At 70.5% G+C, this 16,990-nt stretch carries 15 protein-coding genes; 11 read left to right on the plus strand and 4 right to left on the minus strand.

Annotation, left to right across the window (positions count from 1 at the left end; translation table 11 throughout):
* The first annotated feature begins 119 nt into the window (after positions 1-119).
* From AC1VM9_RS12485 to tuf, 8 genes are all read left to right on the plus strand, one after another.
* The gene (locus tag AC1VM9_RS12485) at positions 120-4,019 is read left to right on the plus strand and encodes a DNA-directed RNA polymerase subunit beta' (protein ID WP_483122884.1); all 3,900 of its coding nucleotides are present in this window, start codon (positions 120-122) and stop codon (positions 4,017-4,019) included.
* 173 nt (positions 4,020-4,192) lie between these two features.
* The gene (locus tag AC1VM9_RS12490) at positions 4,193-4,996 is read left to right on the plus strand and encodes a D-alanyl-D-alanine carboxypeptidase (RefSeq protein WP_483122885.1); all 804 of its coding nucleotides are present in this window, start codon (positions 4,193-4,195) and stop codon (positions 4,994-4,996) included.
* Between the two features lie 14 nt (positions 4,997-5,010).
* Positions 5,011-5,838, plus strand: coding sequence for a D-alanyl-D-alanine carboxypeptidase/D-alanyl-D-alanine endopeptidase (dacB, locus tag AC1VM9_RS12495; RefSeq protein ID WP_483122887.1), 828 nt, complete (start codon positions 5,011-5,013; stop codon positions 5,836-5,838).
* Between the two features lie 92 nt (positions 5,839-5,930).
* Positions 5,931-6,548 carry a hypothetical protein gene (locus tag AC1VM9_RS12500; protein ID WP_483122888.1) on the plus strand — a complete coding sequence of 206 codons (618 nt, stop codon included), beginning with the start codon at positions 5,931-5,933 and terminating at the stop codon, positions 6,546-6,548.
* Between the two features lie 393 nt (positions 6,549-6,941).
* Positions 6,942-7,316, plus strand: a complete 375-nt coding sequence (rpsL, locus tag AC1VM9_RS12505; RefSeq protein ID WP_076264083.1) for a 30S ribosomal protein S12 — start codon at positions 6,942-6,944, stop codon at positions 7,314-7,316.
* Complete coding sequence (gene rpsG / locus AC1VM9_RS12510; protein ID WP_481340693.1) at positions 7,316-7,786, plus strand: 30S ribosomal protein S7; 471 nt, start codon at positions 7,316-7,318, stop codon at positions 7,784-7,786. Before rpsL ends, rpsG begins: the two co-directional genes overlap by 1 nt.
* A gap of 180 nt (positions 7,787-7,966) precedes the next feature.
* The gene (gene fusA, locus AC1VM9_RS12515) at positions 7,967-10,084 is read left to right on the plus strand and encodes an elongation factor G (protein ID WP_481340694.1); all 2,118 of its coding nucleotides are present in this window, start codon (positions 7,967-7,969) and stop codon (positions 10,082-10,084) included.
* Positions 10,085-10,191: 107 nt separating this feature from the next.
* A complete protein-coding gene (gene tuf, locus AC1VM9_RS12520; protein ID WP_481340695.1) occupies positions 10,192-11,388 on the plus strand; it encodes an elongation factor Tu in 1,197 nt (398 codons plus the stop codon).
* Positions 11,389-11,608: 220 nt separating this feature from the next.
* Here tuf and AC1VM9_RS12525 read toward each other — a convergent pair whose 3' ends face one another.
* The 4 genes from AC1VM9_RS12525 to AC1VM9_RS12540 form a co-directional block, all read right to left on the minus strand.
* Positions 11,609-11,869, minus strand: coding sequence for a hypothetical protein (locus AC1VM9_RS12525; RefSeq protein WP_483122890.1), 261 nt, complete (start codon positions 11,867-11,869; stop codon positions 11,609-11,611).
* A gap of 63 nt (positions 11,870-11,932) precedes the next feature.
* A complete protein-coding gene (locus tag AC1VM9_RS12530; RefSeq protein ID WP_483122892.1) occupies positions 11,933-12,526 on the minus strand; it encodes an LLM class flavin-dependent oxidoreductase in 594 nt (197 codons plus the stop codon).
* A complete protein-coding gene (locus AC1VM9_RS12535) occupies positions 12,523-13,029 on the minus strand; it encodes a hypothetical protein (RefSeq protein ID WP_483122893.1) in 507 nt (168 codons plus the stop codon). The genes AC1VM9_RS12530 and AC1VM9_RS12535 overlap by 4 nt, the downstream gene beginning before the upstream one ends.
* Entirely contained in the window at positions 13,026-14,225 is a 1,200-nt protein-coding gene (locus tag AC1VM9_RS12540; RefSeq protein WP_483122894.1) for a WXG100 family type VII secretion target, read from the minus strand. Before AC1VM9_RS12540 ends, AC1VM9_RS12535 begins: the two co-directional genes overlap by 4 nt.
* 157 nt (positions 14,226-14,382) lie before the next feature.
* Here AC1VM9_RS12540 and AC1VM9_RS12545 point away from each other — a divergent pair, with 157 nt between their 5' ends.
* The 3 genes from AC1VM9_RS12545 (at position 14,383) to rpsJ (ending at position 16,989) form a co-directional block, all read left to right on the plus strand.
* A complete protein-coding gene (locus tag AC1VM9_RS12545) occupies positions 14,383-15,687 on the plus strand; it encodes a M18 family aminopeptidase (RefSeq protein ID WP_483122895.1) in 1,305 nt (434 codons plus the stop codon).
* 125 nt (positions 15,688-15,812) lie between these two features.
* Positions 15,813-16,250, plus strand: coding sequence for a thiol-disulfide oxidoreductase DCC family protein (locus tag AC1VM9_RS12550; RefSeq protein ID WP_483122897.1), 438 nt, complete (start codon positions 15,813-15,815; stop codon positions 16,248-16,250).
* A gap of 430 nt (positions 16,251-16,680) precedes the next feature.
* The gene (gene rpsJ / locus AC1VM9_RS12555) at positions 16,681-16,989 is read left to right on the plus strand and encodes a 30S ribosomal protein S10 (RefSeq protein WP_009775966.1); all 309 of its coding nucleotides are present in this window, start codon (positions 16,681-16,683) and stop codon (positions 16,987-16,989) included.
* Position 16,990 lies beyond the last annotated feature (1 nt).

The following is a 16,990-nucleotide window of genomic DNA, read 5'->3' on the forward strand; positions in this document are numbered from 1 at the left end:
AGGCCCCCCAACGACAGGCGGTGCGTATGCCGCTGGGCCCGCTCAGCGGCATACGTCCCCTCGTCAACGAACACCACTCAGACCAAAGACTTAACGAGAGTTACGAGAGAAGGAACCACGTGCTCGACGTCAACTTCTTCGACGAGCTGCGCATCGGCCTTGCCACCGCGGACTCCATCCGCCAGTGGAGCCACGGCGAGGTCAAGAAGCCCGAGACCATCAACTACCGCACCCTCAAGCCGGAGAAGGAGGGCCTGTTCTGCGAGCGCATCTTCGGCCCGACCCGGGACTGGGAGTGCAACTGCGGCAAGTACAAGCGCGTCCGCTTCAAGGGCATCATCTGTGAGCGCTGTGGCGTCGAGGTCACGCGCGCCAAGGTGCGCCGTGAGCGGATGGGCCACATCGAGCTCGCCGCGCCCGTCACCCACATCTGGTACTTCAAGGGCGTCCCGTCGCGCCTCGGGTACCTGCTCGACCTCGCTCCGAAGGACCTCGAGAAGGTCATCTACTTCGCGGCGTACATGATCACGTCCGTCGACGAGGAGCAGCGGCACGCCGACCTGCCCTCGCTCGAGGCGCAGATCCAGGTCGAGAAGAAGGAGATCGAGAACCGCCGCGACGCCGACGTCGAGGCGCGCGCGCAGCTGCTCGAGAAGGACATCGCCACGCTCGAGGCCGAGGGCGCCAAGGCCGACGCCAAGCGCAAGGTCCGCGACTCCGCCGAGCGCGAGATGAACAACATCCGCAAGCGCGCCGACCAGCAGGTCGAGCGGCTCGAGCAGGTCTGGGACCGGTTCAAGAACCTCAAGGTCCAGGACCTCGAGGGCGACGAGATCCTCTACCGCGAGATGCGTGACCGGTTCGGCCTCTACTTCGAGGGCGGCATGGGCGCGGCGGCGATCCAGAAGCGCCTCGAGTCCTTCGACCTCGAGGCCGAGGCCGAGGCGCTGACCGAGATCATCGCGACCGGCAAGGGCCAGAAGAAGACCCGCGCCATCAAGCGCCTCAAGGTCGTGTCGGCGTTCCAGACGACGACGAACCACCCGACCGGCATGGTCCTCGACGCGATCCCGGTCATCCCGCCGGACCTGCGCCCGATGGTGCAGCTCGACGGTGGCCGGTTCGCGACCTCGGACCTCAACGACCTCTACCGCCGCGTCATCAACCGCAACAACCGCCTCAAGCGACTGCTCGACCTCGGCGCGCCCGAGATCATCGTCAACAACGAGAAGCGGATGCTCCAGGAGGCCGTCGACAGCCTCTTCGACAACGGCCGCCGCGGTCGCCCGGTCACGGGCCCCGGCAACCGTCCGCTGAAGTCGCTGTCCGACATGCTCAAGGGCAAGCAGGGACGGTTCCGCCAGAACCTGCTCGGCAAGCGCGTCGACTACTCCGGCCGTTCGGTCATCGTCGTCGGCCCGCAGCTCAAGCTGCACCAGTGCGGGCTGCCCAAGCAGATGGCGCTCGAGCTGTTCAAGCCGTTCGTCATGAAGCGCCTCGTCGACCTCGACCACGCGCAGAACATCAAGTCGGCCAAGCGCATGGTCGAGCGGGCCCGCCCGGTCGTGTGGGACGTCCTCGAAGAGGTCATCACCGAGCACCCGGTGCTGCTCAACCGTGCACCCACGCTGCACCGTCTCGGCATCCAGGCCTTCGAGCCGCAGCTCGTCGAGGGCAAGGCCATCCAGATCCACCCGCTCGTCTGCTCGGCCTTCAACGCCGACTTCGACGGTGACCAGATGGCCGTCCACGTGCCGCTGTCCGCGGAGGCGCAGGCCGAGGCCCGCATCCTCATGCTGTCGAGCAACAACATCCTCAAGCCGGCCGACGGTCGCCCCGTCACCATGCCGACGCAGGACATGATCACCGGTATCTACCACCTGACCGACGCGGTCGACGGTGGTGGTCTCGGTGCGGGTCGTGCCTTCACGTCCCCGGCCGAGGCCCGGATGGCCTTCGACCGTGGCGAGATCCAGCTCGGCTCGACGATCCGGCTGCGCCTGACCGACGTCGTCCCGCCGCTCGGCTACGCGCTGCCGGAGGGTGTCGAGGCCGGCGAGGACGGCCTCGTGCCGGCGCTGACGCTCGAGACGACCCTCGGTCGCGCGCTGTTCAACGACACGCTGCCGGTGGACTACCCGTTCGAGAACCGGGCCGTGGACCGCAAGCGCCTGTCGGCGATCGTCAACGACCTCGCGGAGCGCTACTCCAAGGTCCAGGTCGCCGCATCCCTCGACGCCCTCAAGGAGGCCGGTTTCCACTGGTCGACCCGCTCGGGCTGCACCGTCTCGATCGCCGACGTCACGACGCCGAGCAACAAGACCGAGATCCTCGAGGGCTACGAGTCGAAGGCCGCGAAGGTCCAGACCCAGTACGAGCGCGGTCTCATCACCGACGACGAGCGTCGTCAGGAGCTCGTCGAGATCTGGACGCAGGCGTCCAACCAGGTCGCCAAGGAGATGGAAACCAACTTCCCGCGCACGAACCCCATCTACCGGATGGTGTCCTCGGGTGCCGGTGGTAACTGGTTCCAGATCCGTCAGATCGCCGGCATGCGTGGCCTCATGGCCAACCCGAAGGGCGAGATCATCCCGCGCCCGATCAAGGCGAACTTCCGTGAGGGCCTGACCGTCGTCGAGTTCTTCATCTCGACCCACGGTGCCCGCAAGGGTCTGGCCGACACCGCCCTCCGGACGGCCGACTCGGGCTACCTCACGCGTCGTCTCGTCGACGTGTCGCAGGACGTCATCATCCGCGAGGACGACTGTGGCACCGAGCGTGGCCTCAAGCTGCCGATCGCGGCGATCAACGAGGTCACCGGCGGTCGCAGCCTCTCGGAGGTCGTCGAGGCGTCGGTGTACGCCCGGACGCTCGCCGAGGACGTCGTGGGCCCCGACGGCACGGTTCTGGCCGAGGCCGGCATCGACGTGGGCGACGTCGCCATCCGCAACCTCTACGAGGCCGGTGTCGACGAGATCAAGGTCCGCTCGGTCCTGACCTGCGACAGCCGCGTCGGCACCTGCGCGAAGTGCTACGGCCGCTCGCTCGCGACCGGCAAGCTCGTCGACATCGGCGAGGCCGTCGGCATCATCGCGGCCCAGTCGATCGGTGAGCCGGGCACGCAGCTGACGATGCGTACCTTCCACACCGGTGGTGCGGCCGCGGCCGACGACATCACCCAGGGTCTGCCGCGTGTCGTCGAGCTCTTCGAGGCGCGGACGCCCAAGGGTGTCGCCCCGATCGCCGAGGCCACCGGCCGCGTCGAGATCGAGGACACCGACAAGGCGCGTCGCATCCTGCTCACCCCGGACGACGGCTCGGACCAGCACGCCTACCCGGTCAGCAAGCGTTCGCGCCTGCTCGTCCAGGACGGCGACCACGTCGCGGTCGGCACCAAGCTCGTGCAGGGTGCCATCGACCCGAAGCAGGTGCTGCGCATCCTCGGCCCGCGTGCCGCCCAGAAGCACCTCGTCGACGAGGTGCAGGCGGTCTACCGCCAGCAGGGCGTGTCGATCCACGACAAGCACATCGAGGTCATCGTGCGTCAGATGCTGCGTCGCGTGACGATCATCGAGTCGGGTGACACCGAGCTGCTGCCGGGCGAGCTGGCCGAGCGGGGCCGCTTCGAGGAGGCCAACCGCAAGGCGATGGCCGAGGGCGGTCGCCCGTCCGCCGGTCGTCCCGAGCTCATGGGCATCACCAAGGCGTCGCTCGCGACCGAGTCGTGGCTGTCGGCCGCGTCCTTCCAGGAGACGACCCGCGTGCTCACGCAGGCCGCCATGGAGGGCAAGTCCGACCCGCTGCTCGGCCTGAAGGAGAACGTCATCCTCGGAAAGCTCATCCCGGCCGGTACGGGCCTGCCCCGCTACCGCAACATCAAGGTGGAGCCGACCGAGGAGGCCAAGGCCGCCATGTACTCGCTCCCGAGCTACGACGCGTACGACTACGCGGGCTTCGGGACGGGTTCCGGCGAGGCGATCCGCCTCGACGACGAGGCGCTCGGTCTCGACAAGTTCTGAGGGCCCGGCCGCGAGGCCGGACCGCGCGAACACCCGCCCGCAGGGCCGGCTCCCCACCCGGGGAGCCGGCCCTGCGGCCGTCTCGGCGGCCCCGCGGCCGTCGCCGGGCGGGACTTCCTTGTCGCTGCCCAAAGCGCCGATACCGGGCAAAACGGACTAGCCTGCGGGGCAGGGTGACCGGGTCGGCGGCGCGGGTCGCCGGACGCGCACCCGAGGTCGCGATGCCCTTGGAGGTCGCCGTGCTCCATCCGACGCGTGTCCTGTCCGGCCCGCTGCGTTCGCGGCCGGGACCGCGCGGCCCGGAGCGGGGGCCGGGCCGCCGACGACGTACCGCGGGGGTGGCCGTCGGCGCCGTCGTCGCAGGGCTCGCGCTCGTCACGGTGACACCCTCGGGCTCGGAGGCGGTCGGCTACCAGTCGCGCGACGCGGCCCTGCGCCGCGAGATCGGCCGGCTCATGACCGACCCGAGCGTCACCGCGGCCTCGGCCCGGGTCGGGGTGACCGTCCAGGACGCGTCGACGCGGGTGCCCGTGTACGTGCGGTACGCCAACACGCCCCTCATGCCGGCCTCGACGCAGAAGGTCTTCACCGCGGCCGCGGCCATGAACGTCCTGGGCAGCGGCTACCGCTGGACCACCGACGTGCTCGCGCCGGCGCCCCCGACCGGGGGTGTGGTCAGCCGCCTCTACCTCAAGGGTCGCGGCGACCCGACCCTCATGGAGAAGGACCTCACGGCCCTGGCGTCGGCCCTGCGGTCCAAGGGCGTGACGCGCGTGTCCGGGGACGTCGTCGGCGACCCGACCTACTTCGACGACCAGCGGTACAGCCCGTACTGGTCCACCTCGTACGCCTCGAGCTACTACGCGGCCCAGGTGTCCGGCCTGACGCTCGCGCCCGACACCGACTACGACGCCGGCACCGTGATCGTCGACGTCGCCCCCGCGGCCACGGTCGGGCACGACCCCGCCTCACGCTGACCCCGCCGTCGGCGGTGCGCACGGTCACGCTCGTCAACCAGGCGACGACGGGTTCCGCCGGGTCGGCGACGACGCTGTCGGTCGCACGCCGGTCGGGGACGAACTTCGTCACGGTGTCGGGACGCATCGGCGCAGGGCACGCGACGGTGAAGAAGTGGGTGACGGTCAACGAGCCGGCGCTCCTCGCGGCCCGGGCCTTCCGTGACCGACTGGCCGCCGCCGGCATCCGTGTGGACGGCGGCGCCGTCAAGGGGCGGGCACCGTCGGGCCAGACCCTGCTGGCCCGCCACGCGTCTATGACGCTGGGCCAGCTGCTCGTGCCGTTCCTCAAGCTCAGCAACAACTCGCACGGTGAGGCCATCGTCAAGACGCTCGGGGCGCGCACCCGCCGGCCGGGCAGCTGGGCCGACGGCACCGCGGCGCTGCGGGCGTTCGCAGGCCGGGTCGGCATCGACGTGCGGGGGCTGCGGTTCGTCGACGGCTCGGGCCTGGCTCGTACCAACCGACTCACGCCGAACCAGCTGGCCACGCTCCTGGACAAGGTGCAGCGCACGTCGTGGGCCGGGACGTTCCGTGCTGCCCTGCCGCTGGCGGGCACCGACCCCGTGCGCTGGACCGGCGGCACGCTCGCCGGCCGGATGCGGGGGACGGCCGCAGCGGGCAACCTCCGCGCCAAGAACGGCTCGCTGACGGGCGTGTCCTCCCTCGCCGGCTACGTCACGGGCGCAGACGGGCGCCGGTACGTCTTCGTCATGATGGGCACCTACGCCGGAGCCTCGACCCGGCCCGTCGAGGACCGTCTAGGAGTCCTGCTCGCCCGGTGGCGCATGACGAACCGCTGAGGCGCGGAAGGTGCGGAGGGCACGCACCCGCGGGTGCTCCCGAGGCGCGTCACCCTGCGGTCGGCGCCACGGTCTGAAATAGGCTGGCCCGCATGACCGAGCCCACGGCCGACGCCCCCAGCGACGCAGCGACCGCCCCTGCGACCGCCTCGCCCATCGCCTCACCCGCGGCCTCACCGACAGTCTCACCGACAGCCGCACCGAGTGGTGCCGACAGCGGCACCGGGACCCCCGCGCCGACGATCATCATCCTCACCGAGGAGGCGCTCAAGCCTGCCGACGTCGACAAGATCGTGGCCCTGCACGTCGACGAGGCCCCGACCTACCGGGTGCTCGTGCCGGCGGACACCGAGCGCAACATGCTCTCGACGTTCCTCAACCACCTGAGCCTCTTCGAGATGCGCGAGGCGCTCGACAGCCTGCGCCCGGTCGACCGGGAGGAGGCGCGCGTCGGTGCCGACACCGCGCTGTCGACGACGCTGTCCGAGCTGGGCCGTCACGCGGCCACCGCGACCGGGGAGATCACGGGCGACGACCCCGTGCCGACCCTTGTCGAGGAGGTGTCGCGCCTCGGCGCCCGCGAGGTCGTCGTCGTCACCGAGCCCCACGCCGTCGAGGACACCTTCCACACCGACTGGGCCTCGCGCGCCCGCGAGGTCCTGGGCGTGCCCGTGCTGCACATGTACGCGGGGGACTGGCGCCTGGGCTGAGCGGAGCCCGCTCGCGCCGACCCGGGGTGACCCCTGGGCCCGACGCTCCGGGCGGCGCTCCGCGTGCTCCTGTCCCTGCTCGAACCGATTTGGTAGCCGTGCCACGCGCCGGTACGCTTGAACACTGTGTCTGAGGCATGCCCTCAGGCATGCGCGATGACGGCCCTCGTGCCCTGTCCACCGCTCCGGCGGGGCGACATCACCGGGGTCCAGAGCACACCTCCCGCCGGGCAACCCGCGGAGCCCGACGCTCGTCGGCCCGTGGGGAGTGCAGGGGGGAGAACCGGCACCGACAGCCCCAGGACACACCCGACCTCGGGGGTCGAGGAGCCGAACAGTCAAGGAGCCGCCCACCCGGGCGACCGACAACAGCAACGTTACGGAGTCACCAGGTTGCCTACCATCAACCAGCTGGTCCGCAAGGGCCGCCAGGACAAGGCCTCGAAGGCCAAGACCCCGGCGCTCAAGGGCTCGCCCCAGCGCCGTGGTGTGTGCACGCGTGTGTACACGACCACTCCCAAGAAGCCGAACTCTGCCCTCCGCAAGGTCGCCCGTGTGCGCCTCTCGAGCGGCATCGAGGTCACGGCCTACATCCCGGGCGTCGGCCACAACCTGCAGGAGCACTCGATCGTGCTCGTGCGCGGCGGTCGTGTGAAGGACCTCCCCGGCGTCCGCTACAAGATCATCCGCGGCACGCTCGACACCCAGGGCGTCAAGAACCGCAAGCAGGCTCGTAGCCGCTACGGCGCGAAGAAGGAGAAGAGCTGATGCCTCGCAAGGGACCCGCTCCGAAGCGCCCGCTCGTCGTCGACCCGGTCTACGGCAGCCCGCTCGTCACCCAGCTCGTCAACAAGATCCTCCTCGACGGCAAGAAGTCCATCGCGGAGACGATCGTCTACGGCGCCCTCGAGGGCTGCCGCCAGAAGACGGGCACCGACCCGGTCGCGACGCTCAAGCGCGCGCTCGACAACGTCAAGCCGGCCATGGAGGTCAAGTCCCGCCGTGTCGGTGGTGCGACCTACCAGGTGCCGATCGAGGTCAAGCCGGGCCGCAGCACGACGCTCGCCCTGCGCTGGCTCGTCGGCTACTCGCGTCAGCGTCGCGAGAAGACGATGACCGAGCGCCTCATGAACGAGATCCTCGACGCGTCCAACGGCCTCGGTGCCGCGGTCAAGCGTCGCGAGGACACCCACAAGATGGCCGAGTCGAACAAGGCCTTCGCGCACTACCGCTGGTGACGCACCCCCAGGCCGGGTGCCACGGCGCCCCCGCTCCGGCGGAGGGCGCCGCACCCGGCCGGGGAACACCGGCCACAGCCGCCCGCGTTGAACGGGGCCCCCACGGGCCGGTCCCGGTCCGGCCGGGCGGCCGCGGGACCACCGCAGACTTCACTACACGAATGAGACGAGACAACTGACGTGGCACTTGACGTCCTGACGGACCTGAAGAAGGTCCGCAACATCGGCATCATGGCGCACATCGACGCTGGCAAGACCACGACGACGGAGCGCGTCCTCTTCTACACCGGTGTCAACCACAAGATCGGTGAGACGCACGACGGTGCGTCGACGACCGACTGGATGGAGCAGGAGAAGGAGCGCGGGATCACCATCACCTCCGCCGCCGTCACCTGCTTCTGGGAGGGCACCCAGATCAACATCATCGACACGCCCGGCCACGTCGACTTCACGGTCGAGGTCGAGCGGTCCCTGCGCGTCCTCGACGGCGCGGTCGCCGTCTTCGACGGCAAGGAGGGTGTCGAGCCCCAGTCCGAGACGGTGTGGCGCCAGGCCGACAAGTACGACGTCCCCCGCATCGCGTTCGTCAACAAGATGGACAAGCTCGGTGCCGACTTCTACTTCACGGTGCAGACGATCAAGGACCGCCTCGGTGCGGAGCCGCTCGTGCTCCAGCTGCCGATCGGTGCCGAGAACGACTTCATCGGCGTCGTCGACCTCATCTACAAGCGCGCCCTGGTCTGGCCGGGCGACGCCAAGGGTGACGTCACCATGGGCGCCAAGTACGAGATCCAGGACATCCCGGCCGACATGGTCGAGAAGGTCGAGGAGTACCGCCAGGCCCTCGTCGAGCGTGTCGCCGAGTCCGACGACGACCTCATGGAGAAGTACCTCGGCGGTGAGGAGCTGTCCCCGGAGGAGATCAAGGCCGGCATCCGCAAGCTGACGGTCAACTCCGAGCTCTACCCGGTCCTGTGCGGCTCGGCGTTCAAGAACCGCGGTGTGCAGCCGATGCTCGACGCCGTCGTCGACTACCTCCCGTCCCCGGTCGACGTGCCGGCCATGATCGGCCACAAGCCGGGCGACGAGAGCGTCGAGATGACGCGCGAGCCGAGCAAGGACGCCCCGTTCTCGGCGCTCGCCTTCAAGGTCGCCGCGCACCCGTTCTTCGGCACGCTCACCTTCATCCGCGTCTACTCCGGCCGCATCGCCGCCGGCTCGCAGGTCATCAACACGACCAAGGGCCGCAAGGAGCGCATCGGCAAGCTCTTCCAGATGCACGCCAACAAGGAGAACCCCGTCGAGGAGGCCCTCGCCGGCCACATCTACGCGGCCATCGGCCTCAAGGACACGACCACCGGCGACACGCTGTCGGACCCGAGCGAGCAGATCGTCCTCGAGTCGATGACCTTCCCCGACCCGGTCATCCAGGTCGCCATCGAGCCCAAGACCAAGGGCGACCAGGAGAAGCTGTCGACGGCCATCCAGAAGCTCTCGGCCGAGGACCCCACCTTCCAGGTCCACCTCGACGAGGACACCGGCCAGACGATCATCGCCGGCATGGGCGAGCTGCACCTCGACATCCTCGTCGACCGCATGAAGCGCGAGTTCAAGGTCGAGGCGAACGTCGGCAAGCCGCAGGTGGCCTACCGGGAGACGATCCGTCGCTCCGTCGAGAAGTACGACTACACGCACAAGAAGCAGACCGGTGGTTCCGGCCAGTTCGCGAAGGTCCAGGTGTCCTTCGAGCCCCTGGGCGAGACCGAGGACGGCTCGATGTACGAGTTCGTCAACGCCGTCACCGGTGGCCGCGTCCCGCGTGAGTACATCCCGTCGGTCGACGCCGGCATCCAGGACGCCATGCAGTACGGCGTGCTCGCCGGGTACCCGCTCGTCGGCATCAAGGCGACGCTCGTCGACGGCGCGTACCACGACGTCGACTCGTCCGAGATGGCGTTCAAGATCGCCGGCTCGATGGTCCTCAAGGAGGCCATCAAGAAGGCGGACCCGGTCCTGCTCGAGCCGATGATGGCCGTCGAGGTCCGCACGCCCGAGGACTACATGGGCGACGTCATCGGTGACATCAACTCCCGTCGTGGCCAGATCCAGGGCATGGAGGACATCAGCGGCGCCAAGGTCGTCAAGGGCCTCGTCCCGCTGTCCGAGATGTTCGGCTACGTCGGCGACCTGCGGTCCAAGACGCAGGGTCGCGCGAGCTTCTCCATGGAGTTCGACTCCTACGCAGAGGTCCCCAAGGCCGTTGCCGAGGAGATCATCAAGAAGACCCGCGGCGAGTGACGACGGGTCATCCCGGTAGTCTCTTTCTTCGGAAATCCCAACCCATCGCGCCACGTCCTGCCCTGGTCGTACGGCGTAACACTAGAAAGTCCTGAGGAGGACACACAGTGGCGAAGGCAAAGTTCGAGCGGACCAAGCCGCACGTCAACATCGGCACCATCGGTCACATCGACCACGGCAAGACGACGCTGACGGCTGCGATCTCCAAGGTCCTGCACGACAAGTACCCCGACCTCAACCCGCAGTTCGCGTTCGAGGACATCGACAAGGCTCCCGAGGAGCGCCAGCGCGGTATCACGATCTCGATCGCGCACATCGAGTACCAGACCGAGGGTCGTCACTACGCGCACGTCGACTGCCCGGGTCACGCCGACTACGTGAAGAACATGATCACGGGTGCGGCGCAGATGGACGGCGCGATCCTCGTCGTCGCCGCGACCGACGGCCCGATGCCGCAGACGAAGGAGCACGTCCTCCTGGCCCGCCAGGTCGGCGTCCCCTACATCGTCGTGGCGCTCAACAAGGCCGACATGGTCGACGACGAGGAGATCCTCGAGCTCGTCGAGATGGAGGTCCGTGAGCTGCTCTCGTCCTACGAGTTCCCGGGCGACGACCTGCCGGTCGTCAAGGTCTCGGCGCTCAAGGCCCTCGAGGGCGACCCGGAGTGGGGCCAGTCGGTCCTCGACCTCATGGACGCCGTCGACAGCGCCATCCCGGAGCCGGAGCGCGACGTCGACAAGCCGTTCCTCATGCCCGTCGAGGACGTCTTCACGATCACCGGTCGTGGCACCGTCGTCACCGGTCGTATCGAGCGCGGCATCCTCAAGGTCAACGAGGAGGTCGAGATCGTCGGCATCCACACCGGCCCGCCGGCCAAGACGACCGTCACCGGCATCGAGATGTTCCGCAAGCTGCTCGACGAGGGTCGCGCGGGCGAGAACGTCGGCCTCCTGCTCCGTGGCACGAAGCGTGAGGACGTCGAGCGCGGTCAGGTCGTCGTCAAGCCGGGTTCGATCACCCCGCACACCGAGTTCGAGGCGCAGGTCTACATCCTGTCCAAGGACGAGGGTGGCCGTCACACGCCGTTCTACGACAACTACCGTCCGCAGTTCTACTTCCGGACGACGGACGTCACGGGTGTCGTGCACCTGCCCGAGGGCACCGAGATGGTCATGCCCGGCGACAACACCGACATGAAGGTCGAGCTCATCCAGCCGATCGCCATGGAGGACGGCCTCAAGTTCGCCATCCGCGAGGGTGGCCGCACGGTCGGCGCCGGTCGCGTCACGAAGATCCTCAAGTGATCTGACGCTGCGACGCAGCACCTCTGGGAGGGCCCGTTCCGCTTCGGCGGGGCGGGCCCTTCCGCATGCCCGGCGTGGTGCCGCCTCGGGTCGAGGTGAGCGGACGCGTCCAGCCGCGACGGATCACCTCGACCCGCCGGTCCGTCCGTCGGGTGGACGTGATCGGCCGCGTCCAGCCGCGACGGATCACCTCGGACCGCGTCTGCGCGCCCGGGCCGGCTCAGCCGTCGAGGACGGTGAGGGCCTGGCCGATGGCGGTGAGGCTCTCGACGGTGATGGGGTCGAGGACGAGCTGCACGTGCACCGCTCCGGCCTCGGCCATCGCGTGCAGGTGCTCGGCGAGTGCGCCCGGCTCGCCGCTGACGGGCGCGACCGACGCGGCATGGGGGGAGTCGCCCATCACCCGTCCGGCGCCCCCGGCGAGCCGGACCAGCACGGCGGCGGTGGCGCCGACCTCACCCGGCCTGCGGCCCGTCTCCACGGCCGCCGCGTCGACGCGCTCGCGCAGACGCGCGAACTCCGCCGGCGAGTTGGCGTACTGGCTTCACCAGGTGTTCCAGAGCTCGACGTGGGGCAGGCCGATGTGCAGCATGCGCGGCCCGGTCGAGCCGAGCATGAGCGGGGGCCCGCCCGGCCGCGTCGGCCCGGGGTCGAGCACGCAGTCGGTGAGGTCGTGGAACCGGCCGTGGTGGTCGATCCGTCCCTCGCGCAGGAGCGTGCGGATGACGGTGAAGGCCTCCTCGAAGCGGGAGACCCGCTCGTCGAAGGGGAACCCGTAGGCGGTGTACTCCCGCTCGTTCCACCCGGCCCCGAGCCCGAGAACCAGGCGCCCGCCGGAGATGCCGTCGACGGTCGCGGCCATCTTCGCGAGCATGGCCGGCGCGTGGAAGGCGGTCGAGGCCACGAACGGTCCGAGCTCGACACGGGAGGTGACCGCGGCGACGGCAGCGAGCGAGGTCCACACCTCCCACGGCCCGCGGGTGACTCCGCCCGGCAGGTCGTAGAGCAGGTGGTCGCCGAGCCACAGCGAGTCGAGGCCGACGTCCTCGGCCGTACGGGCCATGGCGAGCAGCTCGGGCCAGTCGACCCGGCGCTCGACCTCGGGCAGCTGGACGCCGACCCGGAGCGGGCGGCTCACTGGCCGAGGGCCACGAGCACGACGGTGTCGGAGTCGGCCGCGAGGTAGGCCTTGGCGCGGAACGAGCCCTGGGCGAAGGCGGCGTCGAGGGCGTCGGAGCGCAGCAGCTGCCCGGTGGGCAGGGCGGAGCGGACGCCGTCCTCGACGTCGGGTGTCTCCGTGGTCGGTGCGGGGGAGTGGGCACGCAGGGCCGTGGCAGTGTCGGGCGACAGCCGGACGACGGCGTCGATCCAGTACGTCGAGGGCCCGGGTGCCTCGCCGTCCAGGGTGCCCGACATCCACGTCGCCGCGACCGGCCGGCCGAGGGCGGTGAAGCGCTTGGTCAGCGGGTCGAGGTCGTGGCGCACCTGCCCGGTGCCGGTCTTCGTCGCTGCGTTCACGGTGCTCCTCGGTCGGTCGTTCGGCGGCGTGGGCGACGACGTGCTGCACGCGGCGGTCGTCAGGGCGAGCAGGGCGGTGGTGACGGACATCGTCACGGCGGTGACGCGTCGGGCGCGGGTCATCGGCTGCTTCCTCGTTCGTCGGCCCGGTCCTCTCGACCGAGCCCGGGGGTGCGCTCGACGTCGCCCGGGCCGACGTCGACGGAGGGCGGCGGCGAGCCGACCGGCCACGTGACCGTCCGCGTGACGTCACCGCTCGACGGGAACGGCTTGGCCCAGCCGATCTCGGTGAAGCGGCCGTTCTCGTTGTCACCGGCGCCGCTGGCGATGTCGGCCTGACCCGGGTTGAAGTTGTAGTAGTCCTCGGCGTGGACGGTGACCGTCATCGTCACCTGACCGTTCTCGACGGTCACGTCGGCGCTGCTCCACTGCTGGTAGCCGCCGATCGTCTTCTGCCAGTTCTCGGTCGTGGGATAGGCGGTGGCCGGGTGGGCGTCGCCCGTCATGCTGAAGTGCGTGTTGCCGTTGCGGACCATCTCGTCGACGGCCGCCGCCGTGCGGGACACCTCGCCGTTGACGTTGGCGGCGATGGCGGGGTCCTCCTTGTAGCCCTCCTCGTAGTCGAAGCGGGCCGGCTCGCCGTCGTTGTCCCAGTAGTGGGCGTACATCGCCGTCGCGTCGTCGAGGTCGGACTTGAGCGCCCGGCCGGCCTCGAGCTTGGCCATCCACTCGGCCTTGGCGACGTAGTCGTGCCAGGTGGCCTCCTTCGAGTCGTACTCGAAGCCCTCGTCCCACTCGATGTCCGGCTTGTGCGGCGCGCCGAAGTCGTAGCCGTCGACGGGACCCCCCGTGCCGGTCGTCGCGGGCGGGACGGACGCGGGACCGGGCGTGGGGGAGGGGCCCGGCGAGGGGGACGGGTCGGCCGCGAGCGGCACGGGCGCGACACCCGGGCCGGACATGACGTGCGGGGCCCCGCCGACTCCGGCGCCACCAGGGCCACCGAGGTCACCGACGCCGCCGACGGCACCGGAGCCGCTGCCCGTGCCGGGCGCGCTCGCACCCCGCTGCCGGGCGGCGTTCTCGCGCAGCCTCGTCCCCAGCCCGGTCAGCGCGTGCTCGAGGGCGTCGATCCTGGGCGCGGCACCGTGCCAGTCGCCGCGGAAGCCCTCGACGTCGGCACCACCCCAGGCGGTTCCGAGTCGACCGACCGCGTGGTCGACCGCTGAGCGCGCGGCCCGGCACTCGCCGGCGAACCGCTCCAGCTGCCCCGCGGCGCGCTCCAGCGCGTCCGGGTCGGCGCCCTTCCTGTACACGACCACGTCTCGCCCTTCCCCCGTCCGACGAAGTGTGGGGCCGCGCCCCGCCCCAAACCCTAGGCAGACTGTCGCGGCTCGGCCAATGGGGAGCCCTACCCGCACCCCGACCGGCAGCCGTCGGCATCGGTCGACCCGTGAGGGATCGGTAGGGTCGGGCACCATGGCGCACTCCTTCGACACCGACTCCGAGGCCCAGGGGCTGATCGACTACGTGGATGCGTCACCGACGCCGTTCCACGCGTGCGAGCAGGCGGCGCGTCGCCTCGCCGAGGCCGGGTTCACCGAGGTGGCCGAGACCGACCCGTTCCCGACCGAGCCGGGGCGCCACTGGCTCGTGCGCGGTGGGTCGCTCATCGCCTGGGACACCATCGGTGCCCACGGTTCGGGCGTCGGTCCGGCCGCCGGGTTCCGCGTCGTCGGAGCGCACACCGACAGCCCGAACCTGCGCGTCAAGCCCCGTGCGGACCACGTCAAGGCCGGGTGGCAGATGCTGGCCGTCGAGCCGTACGGCGGCCTGCTGCAGAACTCGTGGCTCGACCGCGACCTCGGCCTGGCCGGCCGGGTCGCCGTGCGCACCCGGGACGGCCTGGAGCAGCGCCTCTTCCACGACAGCGACCCCGTCCTGCGGGTGCCGCAGGTCGCCATCCACCTCGACCGCACGCAGAACGACGCGCTGACTCTGAACCGCCAGCAGCACCTCGTACCCGTCTGGGGCGTGGGCGACACCCCGGGCGTCTTCCCCGCCTACCTCGCCGCGCACGTCGGCGTCGACCACGAGGACGTCCTCGCCTGGGACGTCATGACGCACCCGGTTCAGCCCTCGGCGCGCATCGGCCGCGACCGCGACCTCATCGCCGCCCCGCGCCTGGACAACCTCGCCACCTCCTACGCGGGCGTCCGGGCGATGGTCGACGCCACGGCGACCGAGCCCGGGCACGTGCCCGTCCTCGTCCTGTTCGACCACGAGGAGATCGGCAGCACGTCCGAGCGGGGCGCCGTCTCGACGCTGCTGCCCTCGGTCCTCGAGCGCGTCGTCCTCGCCGCCGGCGGCAGCCGCGACGACTACTTCCGCGCGCTCGCCGCGACGGTCATCGCCTCGGGCGACATGGGTCATGCGACGCACCCGAACTACGCGGAGCTGCACGAGCCGCTGCACCAGATCCGCGTCAACGGCGGACCGGTGCTCAAGGTCAACACCAACCTGCGCTACGCCACCGACTCGGTGGGGGCGGCGGCCTTCCGGCTCGCGTGCGAGCAGGCCGAGGTGCCGATGCAGACGTTCGTGACGCGCAGCGACCTGCCGTGCGGTTCGACGGTGGGGCCGGTCACGTCGGCGCTGACCGGCGCGACGACCGTCGACTTCGGGGCCGCCGCGCTGTCGATGCACAGTGCGCGCGAGCTCATGGGCGCCGAGGACCCGGCCATGTACGCGGGCGCGCTGAGCGCCTTCCTCGCCCCCGCCTGACGCCACCGCCGGCGCGCACCGGTACCTCCAGCCACCCACGCCGGACACCGCGCCGGCACCGCACCGGTCCCGGACGCTCGACCGGACGTGGTAGAGCCGTGCGAGGATGGGCGGGTGGAGCGAGGGTGCCGGACCGGCCGACGCTGGTGTACGACGCCGACTGCGGCTTCTGCACCCGCAGCGTGGCGTTCGCCCGGCGCTGGGTGGACCGCCGTGGTCGCTACGACGTCCACCCCTGGCAGGCGCTCGACCTCGCCGCCGTCGGCCTCACGCCGCAGGACTGCGACGCAGCGGCCCAGTTCGTCACGGCCGACGGCTCGATCCGCTCGGGGCACCGGGCCATCGCGAGCGCGGCCACTCACGGCGCGCCGGCCTGGCGCCCGCTCGGCTACCTCCTGCTCGCCCCCGGCGTCTCGGCCCTCGCGGCGCGCGTCTACGCATGGGTCGCCGACCACCGGTACCGGCTGCCGGGCGGCAGCGCCGCGTGCGCCCGCCCGACATCGCAGGACCCGCAGGACCCGCAGGACCCTCAGCGCCCGCGCCCCGGCGAGGCGGCGGGCTGACCCCCCGTCACGCCGAGGTGGCGACGGGTCCGCCCGGCCCGCGCCGCGTCAGTCCTGGCCCACGAAGCGCAACGAAGCGCAACGAAGCGCCACGACGTGCCACGACGCGCCACGGCGGGAACGGTGCGCGCGGCGCCCGCCTCGATTTGATAGGGCCCCCGCCGCTCTGGCACACTAGCCAGGTTGCTTGACGCGCGTCGCTGACCCATGTCGACGGCGCCGCCCCTCGAGAGCCTCCTGACGGGGACTCGCCCGGACTCCTCTCGGAGGCCCGAGGGAAGCGCAGTGCAACCCGGTTCGGCCGGGCACTCACGACGAAAGTGGCACTTCCGTGCGCACTTTCACTTCGTGGAGAGGGCGACACGCCCGACCTCGGGGGTCGGAGGCCAAGGGAACCGGCAGTCAGAAGCGAGAGAGAGACGTTCATCAGATGGCGGGACAGAAGATCCGCATCCGGCTGAAGTCGTACGACCACGAGGTCATCGACAACTCGGCCCGGAAGATCGTTGACACAGTGACGCGCGCCGGCGCGACCGTGGTGGGCCCCGTCCCGCTGCCGACGGAGAAGAACGTCTTCGTCGTCATCCGGTCGCCCCACAAGTACAAGGACAGCCGCGAGCACTTCGAGATGCGCACGCACAAGCGCCTCATCGACATCATCGACCCGACGCCCAAGGCCGTCGACTCGCTGATGCGTCTCGACCTGCCGGCGGACGTCAACATCGAGATCAAGCTCTGAG

This window comes from Monashia sp. HAY1-11D (assembly GCF_056868035.1).